Source organism: Pseudomonas sp. ICMP 8385 (assembly GCF_002699915.1).
GTDB lineage: Bacteria > Pseudomonadota > Gammaproteobacteria > Pseudomonadales > Pseudomonadaceae > Aquipseudomonas > Aquipseudomonas gessardii.
Map to the genome: position 1 here is coordinate 201,977 of NZ_LKBY01000102.1, position 20,218 is coordinate 222,194.

The window sequence follows — 20,218 nt, forward strand, 5'->3', positions numbered from 1 at the left end:
CGCCGGCGCGGCAACGCCGGCATCAACCCCAAGGAGAAGCACCATGCAAGACGACAACGACCACTTCTACAGCAACCGCGGCGACACGCTGCTCACCCTGGTCATTAGCGGCCTGACCTTGCTGGCCCTCGCGCTGGCCGGCTACTACGCCCCGTCCCTGCTGGCCGTGGCCCTGCACTAACCCCAACGCCCGGACGCGGCAACGTCCGGGCAACCAACCCAAGGAGAAGCACCATGCAACTGAACGTAGAACGCGGCGCACCCGCCACCGGCAAGACCATCCGCCTGCGCCAGATCGCCAAGGCCGACGGGCAAAGCGAGCAAGAGATTCTGGTAGGCCGCCACTGCACGCCGGACGCATTGGCGCACTCGGTAAGGTGGCTCGCGGGCCAAGGCGCCAATGTCATCTGCATCGACGAATGCAGCGAAGAACAGATTGCGCTTTTGCAGGGTCTGCAGCGCCGCCTGCCGGGCAACCTGACCATCCACGCCGTCGTGGCTAACTGAGGGGACAACCATGTCGAACTACTTCTACAAGTCCGAAGCCCCAGAGGTGGTGGCCATCGTCCGGGAGTTCTACCAGGCGAAAGACCTGCTGAATGAGCAGTTGGCCAAGCTGGGCGAGCTGTTCGGCGGTGCTATCGCCCCGATGCGCGACATCACTTCGCTCTTCGCCGGCGGCGTGAAGCTGTCCGCCAGCCGCGATCTGGACGTCCACTGGTGCCGTCCTGACGACTACGGCTACCGCAGCCTCCGCCAACAGGCAGTACCACCCAAGGGCATCACCAAGGAGCAGCGTGCAGCTATTCGAGCCGAGCACGAGCGCCTGCGCGAGTTATGGAAGGAACACTGCCCGCCTCGCCTGAACACCCATGGCTACTGGGACAGGCTGAATGTGAACACCGGCAACCTGATGCTCGGCGGAGGTATCAAGTTTGAGCACCAGGAAATGGCCTATTTCTGCCTCGGTTTCGATATCAACCAGGCCCAGCACGAAGCCAACGTCGCAGCCGGCAAACCAACGGCCGGCTGGATCACCGGCGCTGTGGAGATTCTGCCAAGCGAATACGAGGCCGCCCGCGTGGCCAAGTTGGGAGAGCGCGCATGAGCACCGCACAAGACCGTATCCGGGATGACCTGAACCGCTTAGCGGTGGAAGAGGCAGAACGCCCATACGTCCGCATCGCCGGCGTTGAAGCCCTCCAGCGACTGCTGCCAGTAGCCCAACGCTGCACCGGGCAGAGCCGCATCGTCGGACGCTTCTTGCTGGGCCTCTACAACGGCAGCGCATTCCCCTTTTCGCTTACCGATCTGCGCGGGCTCGACAGTGCCCTCTGGGACGACTGCCTCGCCGTACTCCGCCTGGACCGGCGGCCGGAGCAGGAAGTGCACCAGTACATCGAGAACGGCGACGAAATTTGGTCGCACCTGAAACGCGCCTGGGGCTAAGCCTCGAAACAAGAGGGCCCCGCCGAGCGGCAACTTGGTAGGGCCTATCCCCAAGGAGAAGCACCATGCACCACTTTCAACAACACCACCGCTGGCCGCTACTCGCCATGGTCGCCGCACTGGCGGGGGTGACCGCCACGTCGGTGGCTCTGGCCATCGCAGCGCTGATCGACAACACCCTGCTCGCCGTTCTGTTCGCCTCGGCCGCGGTTGTCCTGGACCTGTTCAAGTATGTCGCCTGGCCGCTGGCCCTCGGCCTGCTGGTCGTTCGTCGAACCCTTTGCGCGCTGCTGATGATGGCCTGCGCGCTGGCCCTGGGCGCCGTCTCCGGCTGGGCCACTTACGACCGGCTCATGTCCTCGATCATCAACAGCCGCGCCGAGCACCAGGCCCACCAGGAACAACGCCAGATAGACCTGGTGGAGCAGCGCGACGCAGACGCCGCCCGCATCGGGCAGCTCGACAGCGATACGGCCGCCGTCCACCAGCAGGCCAACGCACTGCGCGAGCGAGGCATGGTCACCCGGGCCCTGGAGCTGGAGACAGCCGCCATGGCACGCATCGACGCAGAACGGGAGCGCGCTCAGGTGCGTCGGGACCAGGCGTCGCAAGAGCTCACTGCCCTACTGGCCCTACCAGCCAAGGCCGCTGGCCTGCCGCTTGAACTGGCCACCCTGCTCTGCCTCGGCTTCGCCACTGCGCTGGAGATTGTGCCGGCCCTGATCCTTTCCGCCCTACGTCCAGCACCCGCGCAAGAACGCGCCCCGGTACCAGTAGCAGCGGAACAGGAACGGACCGAGGAACAGCAACAGGAACGCCAGAAAACGGAGCAGGTACCAACAGCCAGCGAAGGGCTGCCGACCGATTTGCTGCAGCTCATAGCCAGTACGGAAAGAGGAACGAAGGTGGCAGTACGTCAGGTCGCCAAGGGTCTGCGGATAGGCAGCGACAGAGCCACCAGGCTGATGCAGAAGGCAGCCGAAGCCGGCCTGCTGAGTAAGACCGCCGCCGGTTACGTGGCGGCATAAAAGATGGCCCCGGAGGGCGGCAACCCTCCGAGACCGACCAACCCCAAGGAGAAGCACCATGCAAGTGAACCCCCAAGAAGTCAGCGCCGATAAGGCTACCACGGCAGCCGCCGACCTGCGTCTTGTGTCAGTTGAACAACTGCAGAAGATCCACCGCGAGCTCGACGCCTGCCAAAAAGTCATCTGGCTGGCCGGCTGTCGCCCGCGCGTGCCCAACGGCTTCGACCCGGCCTACGTCACCGGCGCCCAGGAGCAGCTCAAGCTGATCGAGGAATTACTCCAGCAGCCCGAGGACTGGCCGATGCTGGTGGTCCCTCAGCCTAATGCGCAGCATGCGCCGACTGACGCCAAGCGAGACCCAGCACCGATCACTTGCGAGCAGATTCAAGAGCAAATGACTGGTGGTAGGTGTCCGACTGCCGGCTCGTTGGGCGAGTGTGCGGCTATGTGGCGCAGCGACAACTGCTGGACGGCCGCACTCTATATCTGGGACGCCAATTTCAACGATTCCACCGCCGTGGCCAAGTGGTTCCACACGCTGGGGGCCGTCGACGTGTTCATCAGCCACACCCTGTACGACACCAATAACGGCGACCGTAACGGCGAGGTGCCGGAGGGCGGTGCCCGCCAATGGCTCGTCGAGTTCTCGACCAAGGAGGTGCCCCATGCGTGAGCGCCCAGCCATGGCCAGCCACCGCCTGGACCTGCCCAGCATCTGCGACATCTGCGGCAAGGCTCGATCCACCCGCAAGCACGCCGCCTGCAGCCGCACCCGCCAACAACTCAAGCGCGAAGAGTGGGCCAGCTACATGGACAACATCGCCGCCAAGAAAGCCCAGGGAGGCAGCCGCCATGCAAACTGATAACACCTCGCCCATCACCATCAGCGTCCGCCAGAGCACCGGCACCTATATCGCCAAAGCCAATGGCCACAAGGCAACCGCAAGCTGCACCACCGGCCCGATCCAGGCGGCCGAGTCGCTGGCACGCAAGATCGGGTTGGCCCCCAGCATGATCCAGGAGCAGCAACGTGACGGACTCGGCTACGGCTGCTCACGCTTCACACACCCCGGCGAGCTGGCCACCAACACCAGCGACAGTGCGCACTGCACAAACTGCGGCATCTGCCACACACGCACCGAAACCTGCATCGAGGCCAAGGCCCGCTTCGGAGGTGCAGCATGAAAGCACTGAGCATCCGTCAGCCTTGGGCCTGGCTGATCGTCAACGGTCACAAGGACATCGAAAACCGTAGCTGGCTGACCCGCTTCCGCGGAACGGTGCTGATCCACGCCGCCAAGGGCATGACCAGCGCCGAATACAACGACGCCTACTTCTTCGCCCTCGACCAGGGCATCACCATCCCGCACTTCAACGACCTGGAGCGCGGCGGCATCGTCGGCCAGGCCACAGTCACCGGCTGCTGCGACGACTGCCTGTCGCCCTGGTTCTTCGGCAAGTTCGGCTTCGGGCTGGCCGACGCCAAGCCCCTGCCGTTTCTCCCATACAAGGGCCAACTGGGCTTCTTCGATATCGACTATCAGGAGGTGGCCCATGGCTGAACCGTGCGACTGCCTGAACCAGTGCGGCGATGACGAGCGCGTCGTCCAGTATCTGGTTGAACCATGCGAGTGGCGGATGAACCGGGCTCTTCGAGAGAAGGCGCGGCTAGAGGCTGAAGTTTCTCTGCATGAAGACGCCGCCAAGTGGCGAGCTTTCTGCGCCGACATGGAGGTGGCCAATGTCTGACCTCTTCTACCTGCAGGACAGCCGCAGCAACGTCGGCAGCCGGGCGATGTTCTGGCGCGAGGGCGGCGGCTACACCTCGAACCTGGACGAGGCCGAGCAGTTCAAACGCGAGTCCGCAGTCAAGCAGTACGAGTGCCGCGAAACCGACCTACCCTGGCCGGTGGAGTACGTCCGCACCCGGGCACAGGTCGGCGTCGATCATCAGTACCTGGACGTGCCAGCGGAACAGGCGCTGGCCGCTGCGCCGGCGGACGACCGCATCTACGTCGCCTACAAACAGGCATGGGACGGCAACTGCCTGATCTGGATGGCGCTGGGCATTGGCCCCACGTCCAACCTGACGGACGCCAGCACCTGGAGCCTGGAGCATGCGGCGGGCTTCACCGGGCGCGGCTATTTGCCATGGCCGAAAGGCTACATCGACCAGCACAGCCGGCCGGTTGTGCTGGCCTCCATGCTCGACCACAAGCAAGCACTGCGCTCGGTCGGCCTCAAGCTGCCCAAGCTTAAGCGCCCGCGCTCCCAGCGCTACAGCGACCGACTCAACTGCGACGGCTGCGGCCGCTTCCTCAGTGACCGCCAACGCTTCGAGGATTGCCCCAACTGCGGCGCGAGGAATGCGCCATGAGCCGCCGTCTGATGGTCCAGGGCGGCCGCCGCTGTGGTCGCTTTAAACGCCTGCTGCCGCTGCTCCAGTACGCCCAGGGCAACGGCTGGTCAGTCCTTTACACCAACGGCGGACACCTGCGCTTTACCAAGCCTGAGCGGCCAATCATCCACACCAGCAGTACGCCGAGCGATTGGCGTGCTGTCCACAACGCCTTGGCCCTCCTGGCCAGAGCCGACCGGATGACTGTGGTGGAGCTTTCGCATGGGGTGGCCATCTACCATGGCTGACCAGGACGAACGCCAGCACATGCTGGAATGCGAGGCTAGGTACTGGCTCCGGCGTGGGAACACCACGCCGGAGAAGGTGGCCGAGCTGAAAGAAACCCACCTCAAGAAGCGCGGCGAGCAGGCCGTCACCCGGCTGATCGAGGAAATGCGCAACCAGTGGCGTCGCCGCCACGAATGGCTAGGGAGGGAGCATGGGTAACGACGTGCGGCGAGAAGGCCGGAGCTACGATTCTCGGCGGTGGCCACAGGCCGTCGGCAGTACACTGGAGGCCCAGCCATGAGCGAAGTCTCCCGTGTGCTGACATTCGACGACCTCAAGCGCATTACCGGATATGCCCGACGGGCAGACGTGGAGCGGACCCTGCACGAGCAGGGCATCCGCATTTTCCGGGGCCGCACCGGTCCCTGGACCACCGTGGAGCTGATCAACCAGGCCGGCGGCCTGAAAGCCGGTAACCAGGAACAATACGGCGTCGAGATTCTATGAGGCGATCCAGGAAGCACAATCCCAACATCCCCCCGCACATTGACCAGGCCGCCATTCCGGCGGCCGTTTTTTTTGATCATCGTTGGGAGGGCACCTGGTACACCTCCTGGCGAGACGAAGGCGGCAACCGCAAGCGCATGAACATTGCCGGCCGCACCGCCACCCTCAGTGACCTGCACCGGATCATGGAGGAAAGAAAGGGGGTCGACCGGGAAAGCCTCTATCACCTGTGCAAGGAGTTTCACGCAAGCGCTCAATGCAAGAGGCTCGCAAAGAAAACCCGCGACGATTATGAGTACTCCCGCGACGTGCTGCTGGCTATCCCGACCAAACTGCAGAAGCCACTCGGCGAACTTTCAGTGCGCAAGTTTACCTCTGCTCTAGTGCAACGCCTGGTCGACCAGATCGCCGACGAGGGGACGCCGTCCAAGGCAGCGCATGTCCTTCGATACTTGAGACGAGTCATGCAGTGGGGCCGCAACCGCGGCTACCTGGAAATCAATGTTGCACTGGGCATCGAAGCGCCGGCCGAGCGCAAGCAGCGCCGCCTGCCGAACCCAAAGGTCATGGGGGAACTGATCACAAGGGCGCACGCAATGGGGCAGCTCACGCGAGGGCAGCCGGGGGCATGCCCGGCCTACCTGGGCTACGTGATGGAGCTGGCCTACCTGTGCCGCCTGCGCGGCATCGAGACAGTCACCCTCACCGATGCGAATGAGCTGGAAGACGGAGTCCAGACGAACAGGCGCAAGGGCAGCCGTGACAACGTGGTGTGCTGGACGCCTCGGCTCAGGGCTGCCTGGGAAGGAGCCAAAGCGTACAGGCGCCGCGTTTGGGTCAGTCAGTCCTACCCTATTCCAGCCGCAGCAGAGCGTCGCTTCATTATCGTGGCGGCACACGGCGGGCAGCTGCAGAAGAGCAGTCTGGACAGCACCTGGCAGCGCTTCATCACCAGAGCGATCAAGGAGGGCGTCCTGAGCGAGGAGCAGCGCTTCGCGTTGCACGACCTCAAGCGTCGCGGTATCACCGACACACCTGGCGACCGCAAGCAGAAGCAAGACGCCAGCGGCCACCGCGACGAAGCCATGCTCGATATCTACGACTTCAGCCTTCCCCGCGTATCCCCTTCCGCCGACTGATTCCCGCGTACCAACACGGCCAGAGACTGCATGGTTTCTGGCTTTCCGCGAGCCCATCACGTACCAGAGAATGGCGTAACCTATTGATTTACATGCTGTGAGCATGGTTCTTGTAATCAGTAGGTCCCGGGTTCGACTCCTGGTGCCGGCACCATACAAGGTTCCAGAGAAGGCTTTCAAAATCTCTAGAACCCCCGAAAAACCCGCCTTCTGGCGGGTTTTTTCGTTTTGGCGTTCCATCGGTTTCCGTCAGAAACTGGTGGATTCCAACCGTTTTAAGGGTAGAGTTTGGGATACAGGTCACTTCGATAAAAGGGAGTACCCTTATGTCGCGCACCACAGCTCCGCTCTCCGACGCAGCTTGCCGCTTGGCAAAACCTACAGACCGCGCCTACAAGCTTTTCGACGGCGATGGCCTCTACCTCCTAGTCCAACCTAATGGCCGTAAAGGCTGGCGGCTCCGTTACGTCAAACCCGACGGACGGGAAGGACTGACCTCGTTCGGCAACTACCCCGTCATTGGCCTCGCCGATGCGCGTCGCAAGCGCTTGGAGGTCAAGCGAATGCTGGCGGATGGCATTGATCCCATAGAGACCAAGCACCAAGCCAAGGCGGAAGCCGTGATCAAAGGCAGAACCTTTGAAAGCGTTGCGCTGGACTGGCACACGGAAATGTCGGCCAAGTGGGCACCAGGCCATTCCAAGACAGTGATGAGCCGCCTCAAAACCCACGTATTCCCGCTGATCGGCGCAAGCGCCATTGTTGATCTCGACACCCATGACCTTATGCAGCCCTTGGAAGCGATCAAGAAGCGCGGAACGATCGACGTTGCTTTAAGGGTACAAAACTACCTGCAGAGCATCATGCGCGAGGCAAAGCGCCTCCGGCTTATCACCATAAACCCTGCTTACGACCTCGAAGGCTCGATCAAGGCCCCGCGGGTGATCCATCGCCCCGCTCTACCCTTATCGCGACTGCCGGAACTGCAGGAGCGGATCGACACCTATAAAGGCCGGGCACTTACCCGTCTGACGGTGATGCTGTCACTGCATGTGTTTGTACGATCCAGCGAACTGCGTTTCGCACGCTGGAGCGAGTTCGACCTCAAGCGCGGCACCTGGGAGATACCGGACACTCGACCCGCGTTGGAGGGAGTACCCTTTTCAACAAGGGGTACGAAGATGGCTGGGGATATCCATTTAGTACCCTTATCGCCGCAAGCAGTGGCGCTACTCGAAAAAATCCATGCACTCACAGGCAAATTCGCATTGGTCTTCGCAGGGGATGCCAAACCCTGGAAGCCCATGTCCGAAAATACCGTGAACAACGCGCTTCGGACGATGGGATACGACACCAAAACCGATATCTGCGGGCATGGGTTTCGTTCGATGGCCTGCAGCGCACTGATCGAGTCAGGATTGTGGTCGGAGACAGCCATTGAACGGCAGATGAGCCACAAGGAGCGCAACAACGTCCGTGCCGCTTACATCCACAAGGCCGAGTTTATTGAGGAGCGCAGGCTGATCATGAACTGGTGGAGCCGGTACCTGGAGGCCAATGGGCAGGAGCATGTCACTCCACACGAATTCGCGAACCAGACAGGAGCGAACGTCACTCGCCTAAAAGCAAAACGTGGCGCAACTGAGTAAGCGCTCGGTCTTCATATCTCAGCGATCCGCTTGTCCACGCGGGTCCATCCAAACAGGGCTGCAAAGCCGCCCTGCTTGGATGGGCCTCACTTAAAAAATCTAAAGCCCACACAACTGTCTGTGGAAAACCACTGATTTCCACCGGTGGATAATTTCATCCACAGCCGCAGAACTCCCGAAAATTGGAGTCTTGACCCGAATTATCCACAGGCGTAGAAAAGATCGGGCAAATCGCTGTCGTCGACAGCAACCCAGGTAGCCAGAACCTTTAAGGCTACGCCACACGGTGGTGGTTCCCCCAAAGTGCGATTAGCGTCCGGCGGCTCGCACGGTCACAGCGATGTGATGGATGCCTACTTTTACCAGTGTGCCCACTGCGGCAACTCATCCCCTTGCATAGCTGCCCTGCAGCAACCTATCCGCTTGGCCATTTCACTGCGCCAACCTGCGCCCGTCTCTTTCTTCCGGAAAGAGACGGGCGCTCCTACCGCTGCTGCAGCCCAACTCGTACAAGGCTTTGCGGCATTCCCCCTCGTGACAATCGGCGTGACAAACACCGAAATCACCAGCAACAGCGATGCAGATGATGGTGCCGCAGCCCACGGAATGGACTGCACCTGACTGACAGTCAGGCACGCCCCGGTCATCACTTCGCTGCCTTCACCCGACTCAGGATCTCGCGGCATTGGTCTCGTCAGCCAGTGCAGCCTCCACCCGCCCACTTCTTCAGAGGTGCTCAGGAGGCCAGGTCATGAGATGCCCAAGCTCCCGGTCGTAAAGAGCCGCCAGTCCCGCGTTAGTGGACAACCCTCACAGGTCGCAGGGGCCTTGATCCCTGATAACACTCAACATTCGTGGCGGGATGACGTGGGGAAAGTTTCAAAGATTTGGCTTCGACAGGAGTTTGATCATGGCATTGGTAGGTAGACGGGATGGGCGGAATTTTGGATATGGACGGCAACTGAGTTATGCCGGGCCACAGGCGTTGCGCGATCTGTTTGGCGGCGGGCATTACGGCACGGTCAAGGCGCACAGTGATCGCTGGCAGGCGTTTGTGCGCTGGTGTCGCTCAGATGATGGACCAAGACTCAACGATGCACGGCAGATAGATCGCCAGATCTTGTCGGATTACGCGGCGCATCTACGTCACTTAGTCGAGCGCGGCGACCTCGCTATCGCCACCGCACAAAACCGATTGTCCAGCGTCAACCGAACCATGGCGGCACTTCGCGGTGATCAGTATGTGAAGGTGCCGAGTCCGAGCAAGGCGTTGGAAATGCAGCGCACCACCATCCGCACGACAGTTCCACAAGGCCAAGACCGCGAACACGTGCAGCGGATCGTCGACGTACTTTACGAACACCAGAAGCCACGCGCCGCGGCCATCGCTCAGTTAGCGCGAGCCACCGGCATGCGCTTACGTGAGGCCATTTTGGCGGACCTATCCCGTCTAAAACGTGAAGCCAAGCAATTCGGTAAGATCAACATTCAGGACGGCACCAAAGGTGGCCGCTCGGGCGTATCAGCTCCTCGTTGGATTACGGTAGATGATCATATTCGTGACGCGCTGAAGTTTGCCGATCAGGTCTCGCCCGACGGCAGCCGCAACCTGCTTGCACCGAACGAAAGCTACCTCGATTTCCAAAAGCGAATCGTCCGTCCAGCCCGGGACACCCTTCATGCGCACAACCTAAAAGGCTTCCACGAACTGCGGGCAGCCTATGCGTGCGAACGCTATGAGCAAATCACCCAGCATCCTGCGCCCATCAACGGTGGCAGTTGCTACCAGCTCGACCGACGCCTCGATCAGGCGGCCCGAGACCAAATCAGCTATGAACTCGGGCACGGCCGTATCGACGTAGTATCGGCGTATATCGGGGGACGAGCTTGAGCAAGCCATTCGATATGGAGCTGTTCCTGGCAAGCGTACTGACCGGGTCGCATGCCACACGCGAGCGTCACCTACGCCAAGCAAAGGCCATTCAAGCGGCGATGTCTAATCGCTGGCACCGTGACAATCCATGGACCTGGCAGCAAAAGCATCTCGACTGGTTTCTAAATCACCACCTGAATCAGCACGCTGAATCGACGCGCTATTACTATCTCCTGACCATCCATTTGCTAACTCTTCGTATAGGGAAATCCTGGCAGTTCAAGCGTTAGGCGAAGGTCAGCAATCGGCCAAAAGTGGCCGACTGACCAACGGTCACACCCTGACATTTCTGGCTGGAAGTTTTCAATCCGTAGAGTTGTAAAAAGACTGACATAAGTCTAAGCCAAACATTAAAACCCCTCTATAAAAATAGATATTACTCATTGCACGTGCATTAGTTGTCTGAATTCCTGTTCGACGGCCGTCCGAGTCTCATGCATTTCGTAATTCACTTTCTCGAACAATTTTTGAAGGTGAGGCGTCTCACCGTGCCCCAGCGCCTCCCCTGACCGCATGGCTACTCTAGCCTGATCCAATGTCTGAGCAGCCGAAACATAGAAGTCTGAAATTCTTTCTGACGTTGCCTTAGAAAAATAAATTTTATTTTTCTCATAAACCTCAACGAAGGCATCGAATTTTGGCAATGCCGATTCATATGCCTGCGTGATTGAAGGTCGTTGTCTCCCAAAATAATCGGGTCGAATAGTTTCATATATCGCTTCGTGCAGATCAACGAGAAGCTTGTAGCTTTCGTCGATAAATACAGCTCTTTTTTCGATCAGATTTGCATGCCCCAATTGAACTAGGTGACGCTCGGTTTGCAATGCGCTTTCCAGATTCTGTGTCTGGCGAGAGTGCTCTGATTTAAGTTTTTCTATAAGAACTTCAAAAGTCGCCTTCTCTCTCAAGCTGATGCGATCCTTCCAAATACTCCCCAGCCAAGCCGAAAGTCCGGTAATGACGATTGCCGCGCCACCAACTTGGCCGATTAAAGAGTTAAATATCTCAAACATATCGAACTACTCCGATAAAAAACATAAAAAATTTGTGCGCATATTTTAAAAAAATCAAGGCCATAGTAGGTTGCCAAAACCTTTAAAAGCTCCAATCCTTGTCATAGTATTCGCAAGAATAAACTCGCCCGTCGGAAGTTCGGAGGCATCTTTGACGATGTCCGATCTTTTTATGCGGGCTCTCCTTCCCTACATTATCCATTGCGTCTGTGATCTAGCCATTCGATGCTCTTAGTGATTGGATCAACGCGAACAAATATAAGTCCACTCGGCGGATTGGCATTAGAGCCAAAACCAATTTCGTCAAGCTGCTTTATTCCTGCATGATACTCTGATAGGAAATCCAAAAAAACATTAACTATTTCGTTGTAGTCGTTTTCTACTGACGATTTCTTTGGGAGAAGTAGTTTGAATTTTTTGCCATCATTTGCTTCCGCATATATGGAGAAAGCGAGGGAGTATGGATTTTCCGTACTCAGCTTACCTGCTGATCCTAAGAGGACTGGCTCTATTTTAGGTTGCGACATCACCTTGCCTGCTGTTTCGGAAAGTTTTTCCTTCAGAAGCAAGTAATGGTCCTTACCCATCTCCCCAAAAAGTGCCTTAAAGTAAGGTTTTGCTATGTAAGCCGCGACAATTGGAAAAATAAACCACTCAAGACATGCTTGAGGTCCACTAGGGGGCCTAGACTCAATCGCTATACGGATATTTGGGTTGTGCAATGCCTTCTCGAAATCAATATACAATTCACTTGGCATGCCCTCTTCATAGATTAGTGCAACGTCTGGCTTATTCATCTTTTTTCCTTAATACGTAATGCCGAACACTGCGGCGTGACCAATCGAAAAATCCCGCGCCATCAGACGCGAACAACTATCATTAATGAGCCAGCTCTCGACGACCATGGACATTCGCCACACTGGAAAACTCAGCCTTCCAAAAAAATTGCTAAGCTCTTTCAACTATAGCAATATCCAGAGGGGTGGAGTAGCGTTATGCCATGCACGAGATATCACCTAGGGAAGGGAGAATACCAGGAATGAAATATCGTCACTTAAATGTGTTCATGATGAAACCAGATACCGTTATCAACGGTTTCTCGGATCTACTAGTTTTGGATAAGGACGTAGTCCCATATGAACTCGATGCAGATTTTGGCTTAGAAGGAGTTTTATATGTAAAGCGCACAGTTGAAAAAAGGCCGAATTGGGGCGAATTGGTTGACACAATTACCGGAACCAACGTAATACAGATCGGAAACAAATCAAGCTCTGCGGTATTATTCATAAAAACAGATACCGACATATTCGCCATAACTTTTGGTTATGGCCGACACCTAGTAAATCTTGCAAACTTTGCCCAAGACTTCGGGCTAAAAACCGCCTTAAATACTCTTAATCACGAAAGTTTAAGAAGCGTAGATATTCATACATTAGAAGACCAACCGGTTCAAAAAAGATCACAGGCCGCACGCGACTCAGAAATTAGTGTGTTTGGCATTGATATATCTAGAGATATATTGAGAGCTGTGACTGGAACACCTAAACCAGGTATAGATTTCAAAAATATCTCTGGCGGTGACGCAATGTTTTCATTTGGTATTGAAATGGAGATCAGCGATTTACCAACCATAACTGAGAATTTAAAAACCCATTACCTAAAAGATGATTATAAAACAGACTTTCTATGGGTAGACAACGTCAGAAGAATCAAGGAAAAATCACACATAGACCAGTTAGACCGGGTTCTGCTTGAAGCAATTAAAGACCGTGATCCGAGTATAGTTATAACACTACCAGAAATAGAGAAATGGGACTCGATAACCGGCTTCAGCTTTACCCGAGCCAAAAGTGATCGATCACCAACTGTATCATCGGAAAAATATCTATCTACGATTGACAATACAAAATTATCTATCGAGTCAGTCAAAAGAGATCATTTGTATGTTTTCGATATACATGAAAACGAATTTGATCACTCAATATACAAATGCATCTACTATGAAATAATAAACGCGAACAAAACCAACATAATATTTGGAGGAACCTGGTATGAAATTGACAACTCATTCATAGGGAGAATCAATTCTAGCTTAGCGAATATAGGTGTTTCTGAACTTCAATTTCCAGGGGTCTACGTGTGGCAAGAAGGTGAGAAAGCAAAAATAGAGGCTGAAGGTGATTACAATATTAGGGCCTCTCAGATGCACGGATATCACCTATTAGACAAGAGACTGATCAAAAGCAACAAATCGACTAGTTCAGTTGAACTGTGCGATCTTCTTTCAACTGAGAAGCAATTCATACACGTCAAACATCGCAAAGGGGGATCTGCTGGACTAAGCCATCTTTTCGCACAAGGGAGCGTCGCCGCAGAGATATTGCTCGGAGACCGAGAATTTAGAAAATCAGCCAGAAAGGTATTGAGTACTTTCAGTAACGCTGCACGCGAAATCATTCCACTCGACAACTTTCGAAGCGCAGAATATGAAGTGGTTTTTCTGATATTGGGCGACGATGCCGCAAACGTGAAAAGCAATCTGCCCTTCTTCAGTAAAGTAAACCTTGTTAGGGCATATGATAGTCTTTCCCAGCGAGGTTACTCCGTAAAAATATCAGCCGCCGCCAAAGTAGAAAGACCATGAACGCTTTCACGGAGATTGAATAATAATGCCCGCGGGTCTCACTGACGCTTCCTCAGAAGATTCAATATGGTTTTCATCCCATATTTCTTACCTAAACGCGATAAAAACAACGGTTCTACATCAGCAGCGAAACCGAGCAATCCCTGAAGCCTAAACACGTCTTTTTGTTCAAGCAGTCCCAGACCATACTTATGGACAAGAGCGCTAATTTCTCGCTTTCTATCACGACCAAGAGAAACTTTATCATCGTTTGTGATTACTAATCCGGTAATCCTGCGGCTCCCTCGCTTAGACAAATGTATCGTCTTATCAACATTCAAGCTTAAGCGTGGGTATTTCAAACTAGACAACAAATCTTTTATTACAGGCACGACTGACTCAGAAGCGTAAGGTAAAGCCGTGGAAAATGTTAAATCGTCAGCATAGCGAGTATAAACAAATTTGTTTTGAGATGCCCAATCAGCTACTACACTATCAAACTCATACATGATGGAGTTCGATAGTATTGGTGAAGCTGGAGAGCCGATACTCAGAGCACCGCCATTCCCTCTATTAATACATGACAGTCTTGCAATATATCGAATTTCTAGCAAATCAAGAAAAGGCAAGCTTTTCTGAAAGTGCGCTATCAGGTCATCAATTTTAATAGACGGGAAGAAGTCTTTAAAATCCAGCTTAACCATGTACTCGTTTGTTCTGTGTGCCTCGGCATTCTTTTTAATGCTTGCACCTTTTACATATGCCGACGCGGCCTCATGAATTGGCAATAGATGAAAAACGTTATGAATCAACCAATGTTGAACATACTTTGTTTCCCTGGCAGGTTGAGAGATTATTCGCAACCCGCCATTCTTTTTTGGAATACTATAAGTTTTATAAGAATAAGGAGCCCTCGAAACCACACGTACTAACTGTTCGCTTGACAATGACAAATCAGCCAACATTTTCTCAAGCGTTTTATGGGCGATCACTTCCCACCCCCAAACAGCCGACGAATAACTCTAAGCCGGTGATTATCTTTTCCCGAAGTATTATAGAACTCTTTACACTCTGTAGAAATACGTAGCTTATCTATCGGCACAGAAGAGCTCGCAGAAAAATTAACCCTGTGGAACTCAGAGTTTCTAGCGACGTAAAATTGGGAATCACTATAAATCTCAAGACTAATGAGCCTGAATCGCTGAAGCAAAAAAAGCTTGCCCCTTAGTTGATCCCTGCCAGCGTCAACTCCTAGCCTGGAAAGATAATCCAATAGCTCGCTCTCTTTAACGGCAACAAATAGCTTTATAAGCTCATACAAGAGAACAAAAACATGGGAGCTATTGGATACTTTAAGAAGCTGCGATTTCGGTAGTTCGTCCAACTCGCGCTGAACATCAACCACAACATCCTCTATGATCTCAGCAGTTATAGTAAGTGGAAATCCGACTTCAAATGGATAACTTTTTACTGCAGTTCGCTTATCGTTTGAGATATGTCGAAAAATACCTAATTTTATGAATGAGTCATTCTGAAAGTGACCTTCCGAGCAAACAGCAACAATTTTGTCGTTGAACTCCTTCAACTGAGAAAACGCACCAAGCTCAGCTATTGCTCCGGGACTCTCTAGTATGATAACCACCAGAGAGCACATTGCAGCCAACTCCACCTCGAGATCAATCAGATTTCTAAAGATAGCGTCAACTTGCCAATTAGTGACATCCTCAGGCTTGAAGAACTCAATTCTATTATTGAGGTCTGTCTCAAGCGCGTGACGTAGCGACTGTACCGAAGGGGTGGGATCGTCCGGATGCCCCTTTTCAGGCGACCGGCCACCACACAGAAGAACGATGTGAGACTTACAGTACTCGACTCTTGATGACTCTATTTTTATCGATGATAGAGCAGCAAGTCGAGGATCTGTCATTTAGAAGAGGTTCTTTACCAAGAAACAGCCGCAGAGAATATCTGTGGACCGTAATGAGCCCGCGATTGGAGGGCCGCAGATATTCTCTGCGGAATAAATCCAAGCAATTTTCTAGAGTCTGGCTAATCGCCCGACTAAGCATCGGTACCGAGACCGAGCTTGTACGCGTAAAGAACGGGTCGAATATCCCAAACGGCATTGACGCTGTCAATATGCCATACGCGAAATTTAAGAATTTTTAGCTCATTCCTCTTTCAGATCACGAATAGTCGCTCATATCAATAACGAACACCCTCCATTATTTGATCCACGATCAGGGTATAAATAGAGGTAGCGCCTCAAAGGTTATTACCTTAAACCATTGATTTTTAACTCAATAGCAATGCGATTCGACTCTTGGTGCCGCACCATACAAAACGAAGCCTCCACAGAAATGTGGGGGCTTTGTTGTTTCTGGGGGGGTGAGCGTACCCGCCTTTTCCACTCTGCCGTGTACGTCCTCGGCGTCCTCACCTGGCTATTTACCACCCGAGGTACTCACGGCCTGCATATTACGTGAAAATAAATCCGTCCCCTTTTCCCTTGCAAGTCAAAGCTTGAGCAGCGATAAATACAGGGATGAGCAGGATCACGGCTATACCCCAAATCAATCGCCCCCCCGCGTCACCGACTCCCCAACCTGACCACCACTGCCAACAGGCACGCCTGCTGGGGCCACGCCACAAAACTGATACCCGCCTGCTGACGAAGGAACCTGCTGCTGCGCGAGTACGGTGAAATCGCGCCCAGCGAGGACGTCATCTCCCGCTTGATGCCAAGGGCGGCGAGCATAAGATGGCACTTAGCCATATTTCTAATTGACACCCCCCTCCCCGTCCTTTAAAACCCCATGCATTCGCTGCGGGAAACCCTGCCCCCAACAGCACCCGCCGTTTTTTATCGAGACATGGATGTCGAAGAACCCGCCGCTGTTTAATCGCCGCCGTTATTTGCTCGCGTTTTTTATCGTCTTGCTGGCAGTGCTCGACCCCTTCGGCCTGGCCAGCTCCAGTGACAAGGCATCCGCCCAGTGGCTCAACCGGATGTTCTCCAGCAAGTACCCCAGCACCGGTCAGCAACACATTGCCGTGGTGTTGGTCGATGACGCCTACCTGATGCGCAATAACACCTCGTGGCCAATGCCATATAGCGAGCAGAGCAAGTTGTTCAAGCGCTTGCTGGCCTACAAGCCCAAGGCGGTGTTTGTGGATTTGTTGTACAGCCACGATCACTCCCAGGGCGACCCGACGCGGGGCAGTCAGGTGTTGGCGAATGTGTTCGAGCGCTATCAACGCCGGGGTATTCCCTTACTGTTGGCCAATACCGGGGTGACGCGGGGCGAGAATGGGCAGGCCAATACCCTCGAGCAATTTGCCGCGTTCAGCCAGCCGGGGCTGGTGATGTGGTCGGGGGTGGATGACAAGTACCCCCTGGCGATGCCGACCGCGTTGGGGCTGATGGAGACCCCGGCCCTGGCGCTGTACCGCCAGTTCTGCAAGGACCGGCCGTGTGCAGACCTGCCCCGGGATGCCGAAGCGGCTGCGCAGTTGCAGCCGATCGCCGTGCAGTGGGGCCTGAAGCTGGCACCCGGGCAGGCGCAGATTGCGGATATCCGGCATTGCGCACCCCCGCGCAATTTTGTGCTGGATTGGGTGGCGCAGTTTTTCCAGGCGGTGTTCTGGAAACTCGACGACTCCGCCCAGGCCCGTTGCCCGTATAGCCTGACCCTGTCGGCCAGCGACCTGGAGGTCAGCGCGCCGGAGGATCAAGCGCTGGTGGCCGGTTTGTTGCGCGACCGGCTGGTGATGGTCGGGGCCAGTATCACCTCCACCGGCGACCTGGTGCAGTCGCCCGTGCATGGGCTGATCCCCGGGGTTTACCTGCATGCCATGGCCCTGGACAACCTGATCAACAAGGGTATGGATTACGACCGCGAGCCGGCCAATTTCCCCGGATGGAACCTGCATTGGGTGGACGTGCTGGAGCTTGGGCTGCTGGCGCTGATTATCGTGCTCAAGGCCCTGCATGCCCGGCGCCTGGCGGGCTTGCCTGCCTGGACACGCTGGCGGCAGCAAGAGGTCCGCTTCTTCACTTCGCCCTACCCGTCGTGGGGGTTGGTCATGCTGATGCTGCTGACGGTGTGTGGGGTGCTGTATCTGAACCACATCACCCTGGTCAACGTGCTGGGTATTGTTTTGCTGTCATTGGCGCTGTTCAGCGAACGGATCGAAGCCTTCTTCGACCGTGGCCGCTAAAGGGTGCCGCCATGTCGTCTCACTCAAGGAAACCAAGGATGACCAGAATTTTCATCGTGTTGCTCGTCGCGCTCTACAGCCAGGCGGTACTGGCCGAAACCCACGTCATCAAGGCGTTCCTGGCCGACCCCGTGGAGGTGGTGGACGAGCAAGGCAAGCTGCAGCGGGAAATCGCCCGCAAGGACACACCCAAGCAGCCCATTGCGGTGTTGCAGCTCAACAAGGCGTTGGATCTGGTGCAGGTGGAACTGGCCGGCCAGAAAATCTGGCTGGATGTTGGAGACCTGCGCATCGAGCCGCCACTCAACGTCATGGAGCTACCGTGCCAGCAAATGCCCCAGAGCCTGGCCAGCGACACGCACAACAAATCCACGCTCGGCTACGGCGCCGGCTGCAGCCAATAAAGGAGTATCGCGGTGAAGGGATATCTATTGCTGGCCAGTGCATTGCTCAGTGGTTGCGCCACCCTGAAAGGTGCAGACCAGGCGTTTCTGAACCTGGTGGGGCCATCAACCCAGTCGCAGGTCCAGGGCCACTATGTAAATGACGCCGACGTGCGCCAGTACTACAAGCTCGACCCGCAGCGCGCGGGCCAGCAGCGCCTGAGTTACGACGGCCGCACCGTGCCTGCCGCCGAGGCACGCCAGCAGAACCTGGTGGATATCCCGATGCTGCAGGTGTACTTGCAGGGCATCGTCACGCGCCTGTCCAAGGGCTGGCCGGGGCAGTTGCCGCTGTTGCAGGTGAAGATCACCGACAGCTACAGCTTCGGGCCATCGGCGGACCCGTACGGCAATATCTTCGTGCCCCTGGGCATGCTGGAAAACGTCGGTAGCGAAGATGAAATCGCCGCCATGCTCGGCCATGAAATGAGCCATGTGCTGCTGCATCACCATGATCGCGCCGCCGCTTTCCAGCAGCAGAAGGAAATGTTTACCACGGTGGCCTCTACCGTGGCCCTGGCAACCGTGGCGGCCAACACCGGGGTGGACCGCAGTTCGGGCACCATGAAACTGTTCAGCAAAGACCCGGCCGGCACGCAAAAAACCATCGGCAATACTGTGCTGTATACCTCGCTGGCCAACAGTTTTTCCGACAACGTCTGGAGCACTGCGTGGGGCCGCAGCCAGGAAGATCAGGCAGATCTACTCGGCACCGACCTGATGATCCGGGCCGGCTACGCTCCCCGTGCAGCCACCCATAGCCTGGAACGGCTGAATGATTTCCAGGGTAAACAAAAGCCGCTGCTGACGGGCTTTCTCACCGCCCGCAAGAACGCGATGCAAGACTCGTTGCAGCAGTTCAACCTCGACCGCTTTACCAAGGAGCTGGACGTGCTGGTCAAGAACGGCCTGACCAATACCATCACCGCCACCACCGATTACTTCAACCGCTCCCACATGTCCGCCCTTGACCGTGACACCGAGCTGCGCCAATACCTGCAACGCGAGTACCGCAAGGAGCGCCGCGCCCGGGTCAACACCACGAGTTGGCCAAAGGTGCGTGACGCCGCGCCAGTGGCCAAGGCCATGCAGGGTTACAAGGACGCCTATGCCGCCACTGCGGCCCTGGCCAAAAACAAGGTGCCCGAGGCCGATGCGTTTATCCGGCGGGCCTTGCGCTCACCGGTCAAGGACCAGCCGAACATCCGCCGCACCGCCTACGCCGTGCGCCTGGCCCAGGGCAAGAACGCCGAGGCGCTCAAGGAGTTGCAGGCGATCAAGGACTGGTCCCTGGCCGGGCCTTCGACCTATGACTTGATGATCAGCTACTACCTCAAGCGCGGCGACGGCAAGGCTGCGCTGGCAATGATCGACACAGCCGAGCGCCACCTGGGTTCGGAAGAGTTGTTTATCACCGAGAAGCTGCTGGCCAACCAGCAATTGCAGAATGCCCAGCAGGTGCAAAGCGTGCTGCGCAAGTGTGGGCAGTACCCGGCGCGCAAGGCCAACTGCCAAAAGTTGGCGCAGGTCAAAGCCTAGGCTTGACGTTTCGCCGCTATAAAAAAACCCCGACACGTCGGGGTTTTT

26 protein-coding genes are annotated in these 20,218 nt (G+C 55.8%); 22 read left to right on the top strand and 4 right to left on the bottom strand.

The features are described 5' to 3' along the window. Positions 1-43 precede the first annotated feature (43 nt). The 18 genes from AO268_RS32755 to AO268_RS16705 all read left to right on the top strand — a co-directional run bounded on the left by AO268_RS32755 (position 44) and on the right by AO268_RS16705 (position 10,561). Positions 44-181 carry a hypothetical protein gene (locus tag AO268_RS32755; protein WP_176561380.1) on the top strand — a complete coding sequence of 46 codons (138 nt, stop codon included), beginning with the start codon at positions 44-46 and terminating at the stop codon, positions 179-181. 53 nt (positions 182-234) lie between these two features. Next, entirely contained in the window at positions 235-507 is a 273-nt protein-coding gene (locus AO268_RS16620) for a hypothetical protein (protein WP_099169291.1), read from the top strand. 10 nt (positions 508-517) lie between these two features. Continuing rightward, on the top strand, positions 518-1,108 hold the full coding sequence (locus tag AO268_RS16625; RefSeq protein ID WP_099169292.1) for a hypothetical protein: 591 nt from the start codon (positions 518-520) through the stop codon (positions 1,106-1,108). After that, positions 1,105-1,449: a DUF7673 family protein gene (locus tag AO268_RS16630; RefSeq protein ID WP_176561381.1), complete on the top strand. Its 345-nt coding sequence runs from the start codon at positions 1,105-1,107 to the stop codon at positions 1,447-1,449. Before AO268_RS16625 ends, AO268_RS16630 begins: the two co-directional genes overlap by 4 nt. A 65-nt stretch (positions 1,450-1,514) precedes the next feature. Further along, on the top strand, positions 1,515-2,477 hold the full coding sequence (locus AO268_RS16635) for a hypothetical protein (protein WP_099169293.1): 963 nt from the start codon (positions 1,515-1,517) through the stop codon (positions 2,475-2,477). Between the two features lie 58 nt (positions 2,478-2,535). Beyond that, a complete protein-coding gene (locus AO268_RS16640; RefSeq protein ID WP_099169294.1) occupies positions 2,536-3,150 on the top strand; it encodes a hypothetical protein in 615 nt (204 codons plus the stop codon). Beyond that, entirely contained in the window at positions 3,143-3,340 is a 198-nt protein-coding gene (locus AO268_RS16645; RefSeq protein WP_099169295.1) for a hypothetical protein, read from the top strand. The genes AO268_RS16640 and AO268_RS16645 overlap by 8 nt, the downstream gene beginning before the upstream one ends. After that, positions 3,330-3,662 (top strand): hypothetical protein, encoded by a 333-nt coding sequence (locus tag AO268_RS16650; RefSeq protein WP_099169296.1) that lies wholly within the window; start codon positions 3,330-3,332, stop codon positions 3,660-3,662. Before AO268_RS16645 ends, AO268_RS16650 begins: the two co-directional genes overlap by 11 nt. After that, complete coding sequence (locus AO268_RS16655) at positions 3,659-4,039, top strand: ASCH domain-containing protein (protein WP_099169297.1); 381 nt, start codon at positions 3,659-3,661, stop codon at positions 4,037-4,039. Before AO268_RS16650 ends, AO268_RS16655 begins: the two co-directional genes overlap by 4 nt. Further along, a complete protein-coding gene (locus AO268_RS16660) occupies positions 4,032-4,226 on the top strand; it encodes a hypothetical protein (protein WP_099169298.1) in 195 nt (64 codons plus the stop codon). Before AO268_RS16655 ends, AO268_RS16660 begins: the two co-directional genes overlap by 8 nt. Continuing rightward, entirely contained in the window at positions 4,219-4,854 is a 636-nt protein-coding gene (locus AO268_RS16665; protein ID WP_099169299.1) for a hypothetical protein, read from the top strand. The genes AO268_RS16660 and AO268_RS16665 overlap by 8 nt, the downstream gene beginning before the upstream one ends. Continuing rightward, positions 4,851-5,123 carry a hypothetical protein gene (locus AO268_RS16670; protein WP_019817889.1) on the top strand — a complete coding sequence of 91 codons (273 nt, stop codon included), beginning with the start codon at positions 4,851-4,853 and terminating at the stop codon, positions 5,121-5,123. The genes AO268_RS16665 and AO268_RS16670 overlap by 4 nt, the downstream gene beginning before the upstream one ends. Then, entirely contained in the window at positions 5,116-5,322 is a 207-nt protein-coding gene (locus AO268_RS16675) for a DUF7696 family protein (protein WP_099169300.1), read from the top strand. Before AO268_RS16670 ends, AO268_RS16675 begins: the two co-directional genes overlap by 8 nt. A gap of 78 nt (positions 5,323-5,400) precedes the next feature. After that, the gene (locus AO268_RS16680) at positions 5,401-5,610 is read left to right on the top strand and encodes a hypothetical protein (RefSeq protein ID WP_099169301.1); all 210 of its coding nucleotides are present in this window, start codon (positions 5,401-5,403) and stop codon (positions 5,608-5,610) included. Further along, positions 5,607-6,749, top strand: a complete 1,143-nt coding sequence (locus AO268_RS16685) for a site-specific integrase (protein WP_099169302.1) — start codon at positions 5,607-5,609, stop codon at positions 6,747-6,749. Before AO268_RS16680 ends, AO268_RS16685 begins: the two co-directional genes overlap by 4 nt. Before the next feature lie 326 nt (positions 6,750-7,075). Beyond that, complete coding sequence (locus tag AO268_RS16690) at positions 7,076-8,398, top strand: tyrosine-type recombinase/integrase (protein WP_099169303.1); 1,323 nt, start codon at positions 7,076-7,078, stop codon at positions 8,396-8,398. Positions 8,399-9,308: 910 nt separating this feature from the next. After that, complete coding sequence (locus tag AO268_RS16700) at positions 9,309-10,289, top strand: integrase domain-containing protein (protein WP_099169305.1); 981 nt, start codon at positions 9,309-9,311, stop codon at positions 10,287-10,289. Beyond that, a complete protein-coding gene (locus AO268_RS16705) occupies positions 10,286-10,561 on the top strand; it encodes a hypothetical protein (RefSeq protein WP_099169306.1) in 276 nt (91 codons plus the stop codon). Before AO268_RS16700 ends, AO268_RS16705 begins: the two co-directional genes overlap by 4 nt. Before the next feature lie 150 nt (positions 10,562-10,711). Here AO268_RS16705 and AO268_RS16710 read toward each other — a convergent pair whose 3' ends face one another. Next, positions 10,712-11,344 (bottom strand): hypothetical protein, encoded by a 633-nt coding sequence (locus tag AO268_RS16710; protein ID WP_069553461.1) that lies wholly within the window; start codon positions 11,342-11,344, stop codon positions 10,712-10,714. A 194-nt stretch (positions 11,345-11,538) separates the two neighbouring features. Continuing rightward, entirely contained in the window at positions 11,539-12,141 is a 603-nt protein-coding gene (locus AO268_RS16715; RefSeq protein WP_099169307.1) for a hypothetical protein, read from the bottom strand. A 242-nt stretch (positions 12,142-12,383) separates the two neighbouring features. Between AO268_RS16715 and AO268_RS16720 the strand changes: the two genes are divergently transcribed. Then, positions 12,384-13,988 carry a DUF6119 family protein gene (locus AO268_RS16720; protein WP_099169308.1) on the top strand — a complete coding sequence of 535 codons (1,605 nt, stop codon included), beginning with the start codon at positions 12,384-12,386 and terminating at the stop codon, positions 13,986-13,988. A 38-nt stretch (positions 13,989-14,026) separates the two neighbouring features. Here AO268_RS16720 and AO268_RS16725 read toward each other — a convergent pair whose 3' ends face one another. Together AO268_RS16725 and AO268_RS16730 are read right to left on the bottom strand one after the other, a co-directional pair. Then, positions 14,027-14,959 (bottom strand): retron St85 family RNA-directed DNA polymerase, encoded by a 933-nt coding sequence (locus AO268_RS16725; RefSeq protein WP_141562821.1) that lies wholly within the window; start codon positions 14,957-14,959, stop codon positions 14,027-14,029. Beyond that, positions 14,956-15,894, bottom strand: coding sequence for a retron St85 family effector protein (locus AO268_RS16730; protein WP_069553459.1), 939 nt, complete (start codon positions 15,892-15,894; stop codon positions 14,956-14,958). The genes AO268_RS16725 and AO268_RS16730 overlap by 4 nt, the downstream gene beginning before the upstream one ends. Before the next feature lie 950 nt (positions 15,895-16,844). On the opposite strand from AO268_RS16730, the gene AO268_RS16740 reads away from it, so the two are divergent. The 3 genes from AO268_RS16740 to AO268_RS16750 are packed head-to-tail and all read left to right on the top strand — an operon-like array spanning position 16,845 to position 20,170. After that, on the top strand, positions 16,845-18,188 hold the full coding sequence (locus AO268_RS16740; protein WP_076961631.1) for a CHASE2 domain-containing protein: 1,344 nt from the start codon (positions 16,845-16,847) through the stop codon (positions 18,186-18,188). A 38-nt stretch (positions 18,189-18,226) separates the two neighbouring features. After that, a complete protein-coding gene (locus tag AO268_RS16745; RefSeq protein ID WP_076961630.1) occupies positions 18,227-18,592 on the top strand; it encodes a hypothetical protein in 366 nt (121 codons plus the stop codon). 12 nt (positions 18,593-18,604) lie between these two features. Beyond that, positions 18,605-20,170 (top strand): M48 family metallopeptidase, encoded by a 1,566-nt coding sequence (locus AO268_RS16750; protein ID WP_099169310.1) that lies wholly within the window; start codon positions 18,605-18,607, stop codon positions 20,168-20,170. Positions 20,171-20,218 lie beyond the last annotated feature (48 nt).

Bases quoted from the DNA above. Each gene is read 5' to 3' on its own strand.
- AO268_RS32755 (WP_176561380.1), top strand. From the start codon at position 44: ATGCAAGACGACAACGACCACTTCTACAGCAACCGCGGCGACACGCTG.
- AO268_RS16620 (WP_099169291.1), top strand. From the start codon at position 235: ATGCAACTGAACGTAGAACGCGGCGCACCCGCCACCGGCAAGACCATC.
- AO268_RS16625 (WP_099169292.1), top strand. From the start codon at position 518: ATGTCGAACTACTTCTACAAGTCCGAAGCCCCAGAGGTGGTGGCCATC.
- AO268_RS16630 (WP_176561381.1), top strand. From the start codon at position 1,105: ATGAGCACCGCACAAGACCGTATCCGGGATGACCTGAACCGCTTAGCG.
- AO268_RS16635 (WP_099169293.1), top strand. From the start codon at position 1,515: ATGCACCACTTTCAACAACACCACCGCTGGCCGCTACTCGCCATGGTC.
- AO268_RS16640 (WP_099169294.1), top strand. From the start codon at position 2,536: ATGCAAGTGAACCCCCAAGAAGTCAGCGCCGATAAGGCTACCACGGCA.
- AO268_RS16645 (WP_099169295.1), top strand. From the start codon at position 3,143: ATGCGTGAGCGCCCAGCCATGGCCAGCCACCGCCTGGACCTGCCCAGC.
- AO268_RS16650 (WP_099169296.1), top strand. From the start codon at position 3,330: ATGCAAACTGATAACACCTCGCCCATCACCATCAGCGTCCGCCAGAGC.
- AO268_RS16655 (WP_099169297.1), top strand. From the start codon at position 3,659: ATGAAAGCACTGAGCATCCGTCAGCCTTGGGCCTGGCTGATCGTCAAC.
- AO268_RS16660 (WP_099169298.1), top strand. From the start codon at position 4,032: ATGGCTGAACCGTGCGACTGCCTGAACCAGTGCGGCGATGACGAGCGC.
- AO268_RS16665 (WP_099169299.1), top strand. From the start codon at position 4,219: ATGTCTGACCTCTTCTACCTGCAGGACAGCCGCAGCAACGTCGGCAGC.
- AO268_RS16670 (WP_019817889.1), top strand. From the start codon at position 4,851: ATGAGCCGCCGTCTGATGGTCCAGGGCGGCCGCCGCTGTGGTCGCTTT.
- AO268_RS16675 (WP_099169300.1), top strand. From the start codon at position 5,116: ATGGCTGACCAGGACGAACGCCAGCACATGCTGGAATGCGAGGCTAGG.
- AO268_RS16680 (WP_099169301.1), top strand. From the start codon at position 5,401: ATGAGCGAAGTCTCCCGTGTGCTGACATTCGACGACCTCAAGCGCATT.
- AO268_RS16685 (WP_099169302.1), top strand. From the start codon at position 5,607: ATGAGGCGATCCAGGAAGCACAATCCCAACATCCCCCCGCACATTGAC.
- AO268_RS16690 (WP_099169303.1), top strand. From the start codon at position 7,076: ATGTCGCGCACCACAGCTCCGCTCTCCGACGCAGCTTGCCGCTTGGCA.
- AO268_RS16700 (WP_099169305.1), top strand. From the start codon at position 9,309: ATGGCATTGGTAGGTAGACGGGATGGGCGGAATTTTGGATATGGACGG.
- AO268_RS16710 (WP_069553461.1), bottom strand. From the start codon at position 11,344: ATGTTTGAGATATTTAACTCTTTAATCGGCCAAGTTGGTGGCGCGGCA.
- AO268_RS16715 (WP_099169307.1), bottom strand. From the start codon at position 12,141: ATGAATAAGCCAGACGTTGCACTAATCTATGAAGAGGGCATGCCAAGT.
- AO268_RS16720 (WP_099169308.1), top strand. From the start codon at position 12,384: ATGAAATATCGTCACTTAAATGTGTTCATGATGAAACCAGATACCGTT.
- AO268_RS16730 (WP_069553459.1), bottom strand. From the start codon at position 15,894: ATGACAGATCCTCGACTTGCTGCTCTATCATCGATAAAAATAGAGTCA.
- AO268_RS16740 (WP_076961631.1), top strand. From the start codon at position 16,845: ATGTCGAAGAACCCGCCGCTGTTTAATCGCCGCCGTTATTTGCTCGCG.
- AO268_RS16745 (WP_076961630.1), top strand. From the start codon at position 18,227: ATGACCAGAATTTTCATCGTGTTGCTCGTCGCGCTCTACAGCCAGGCG.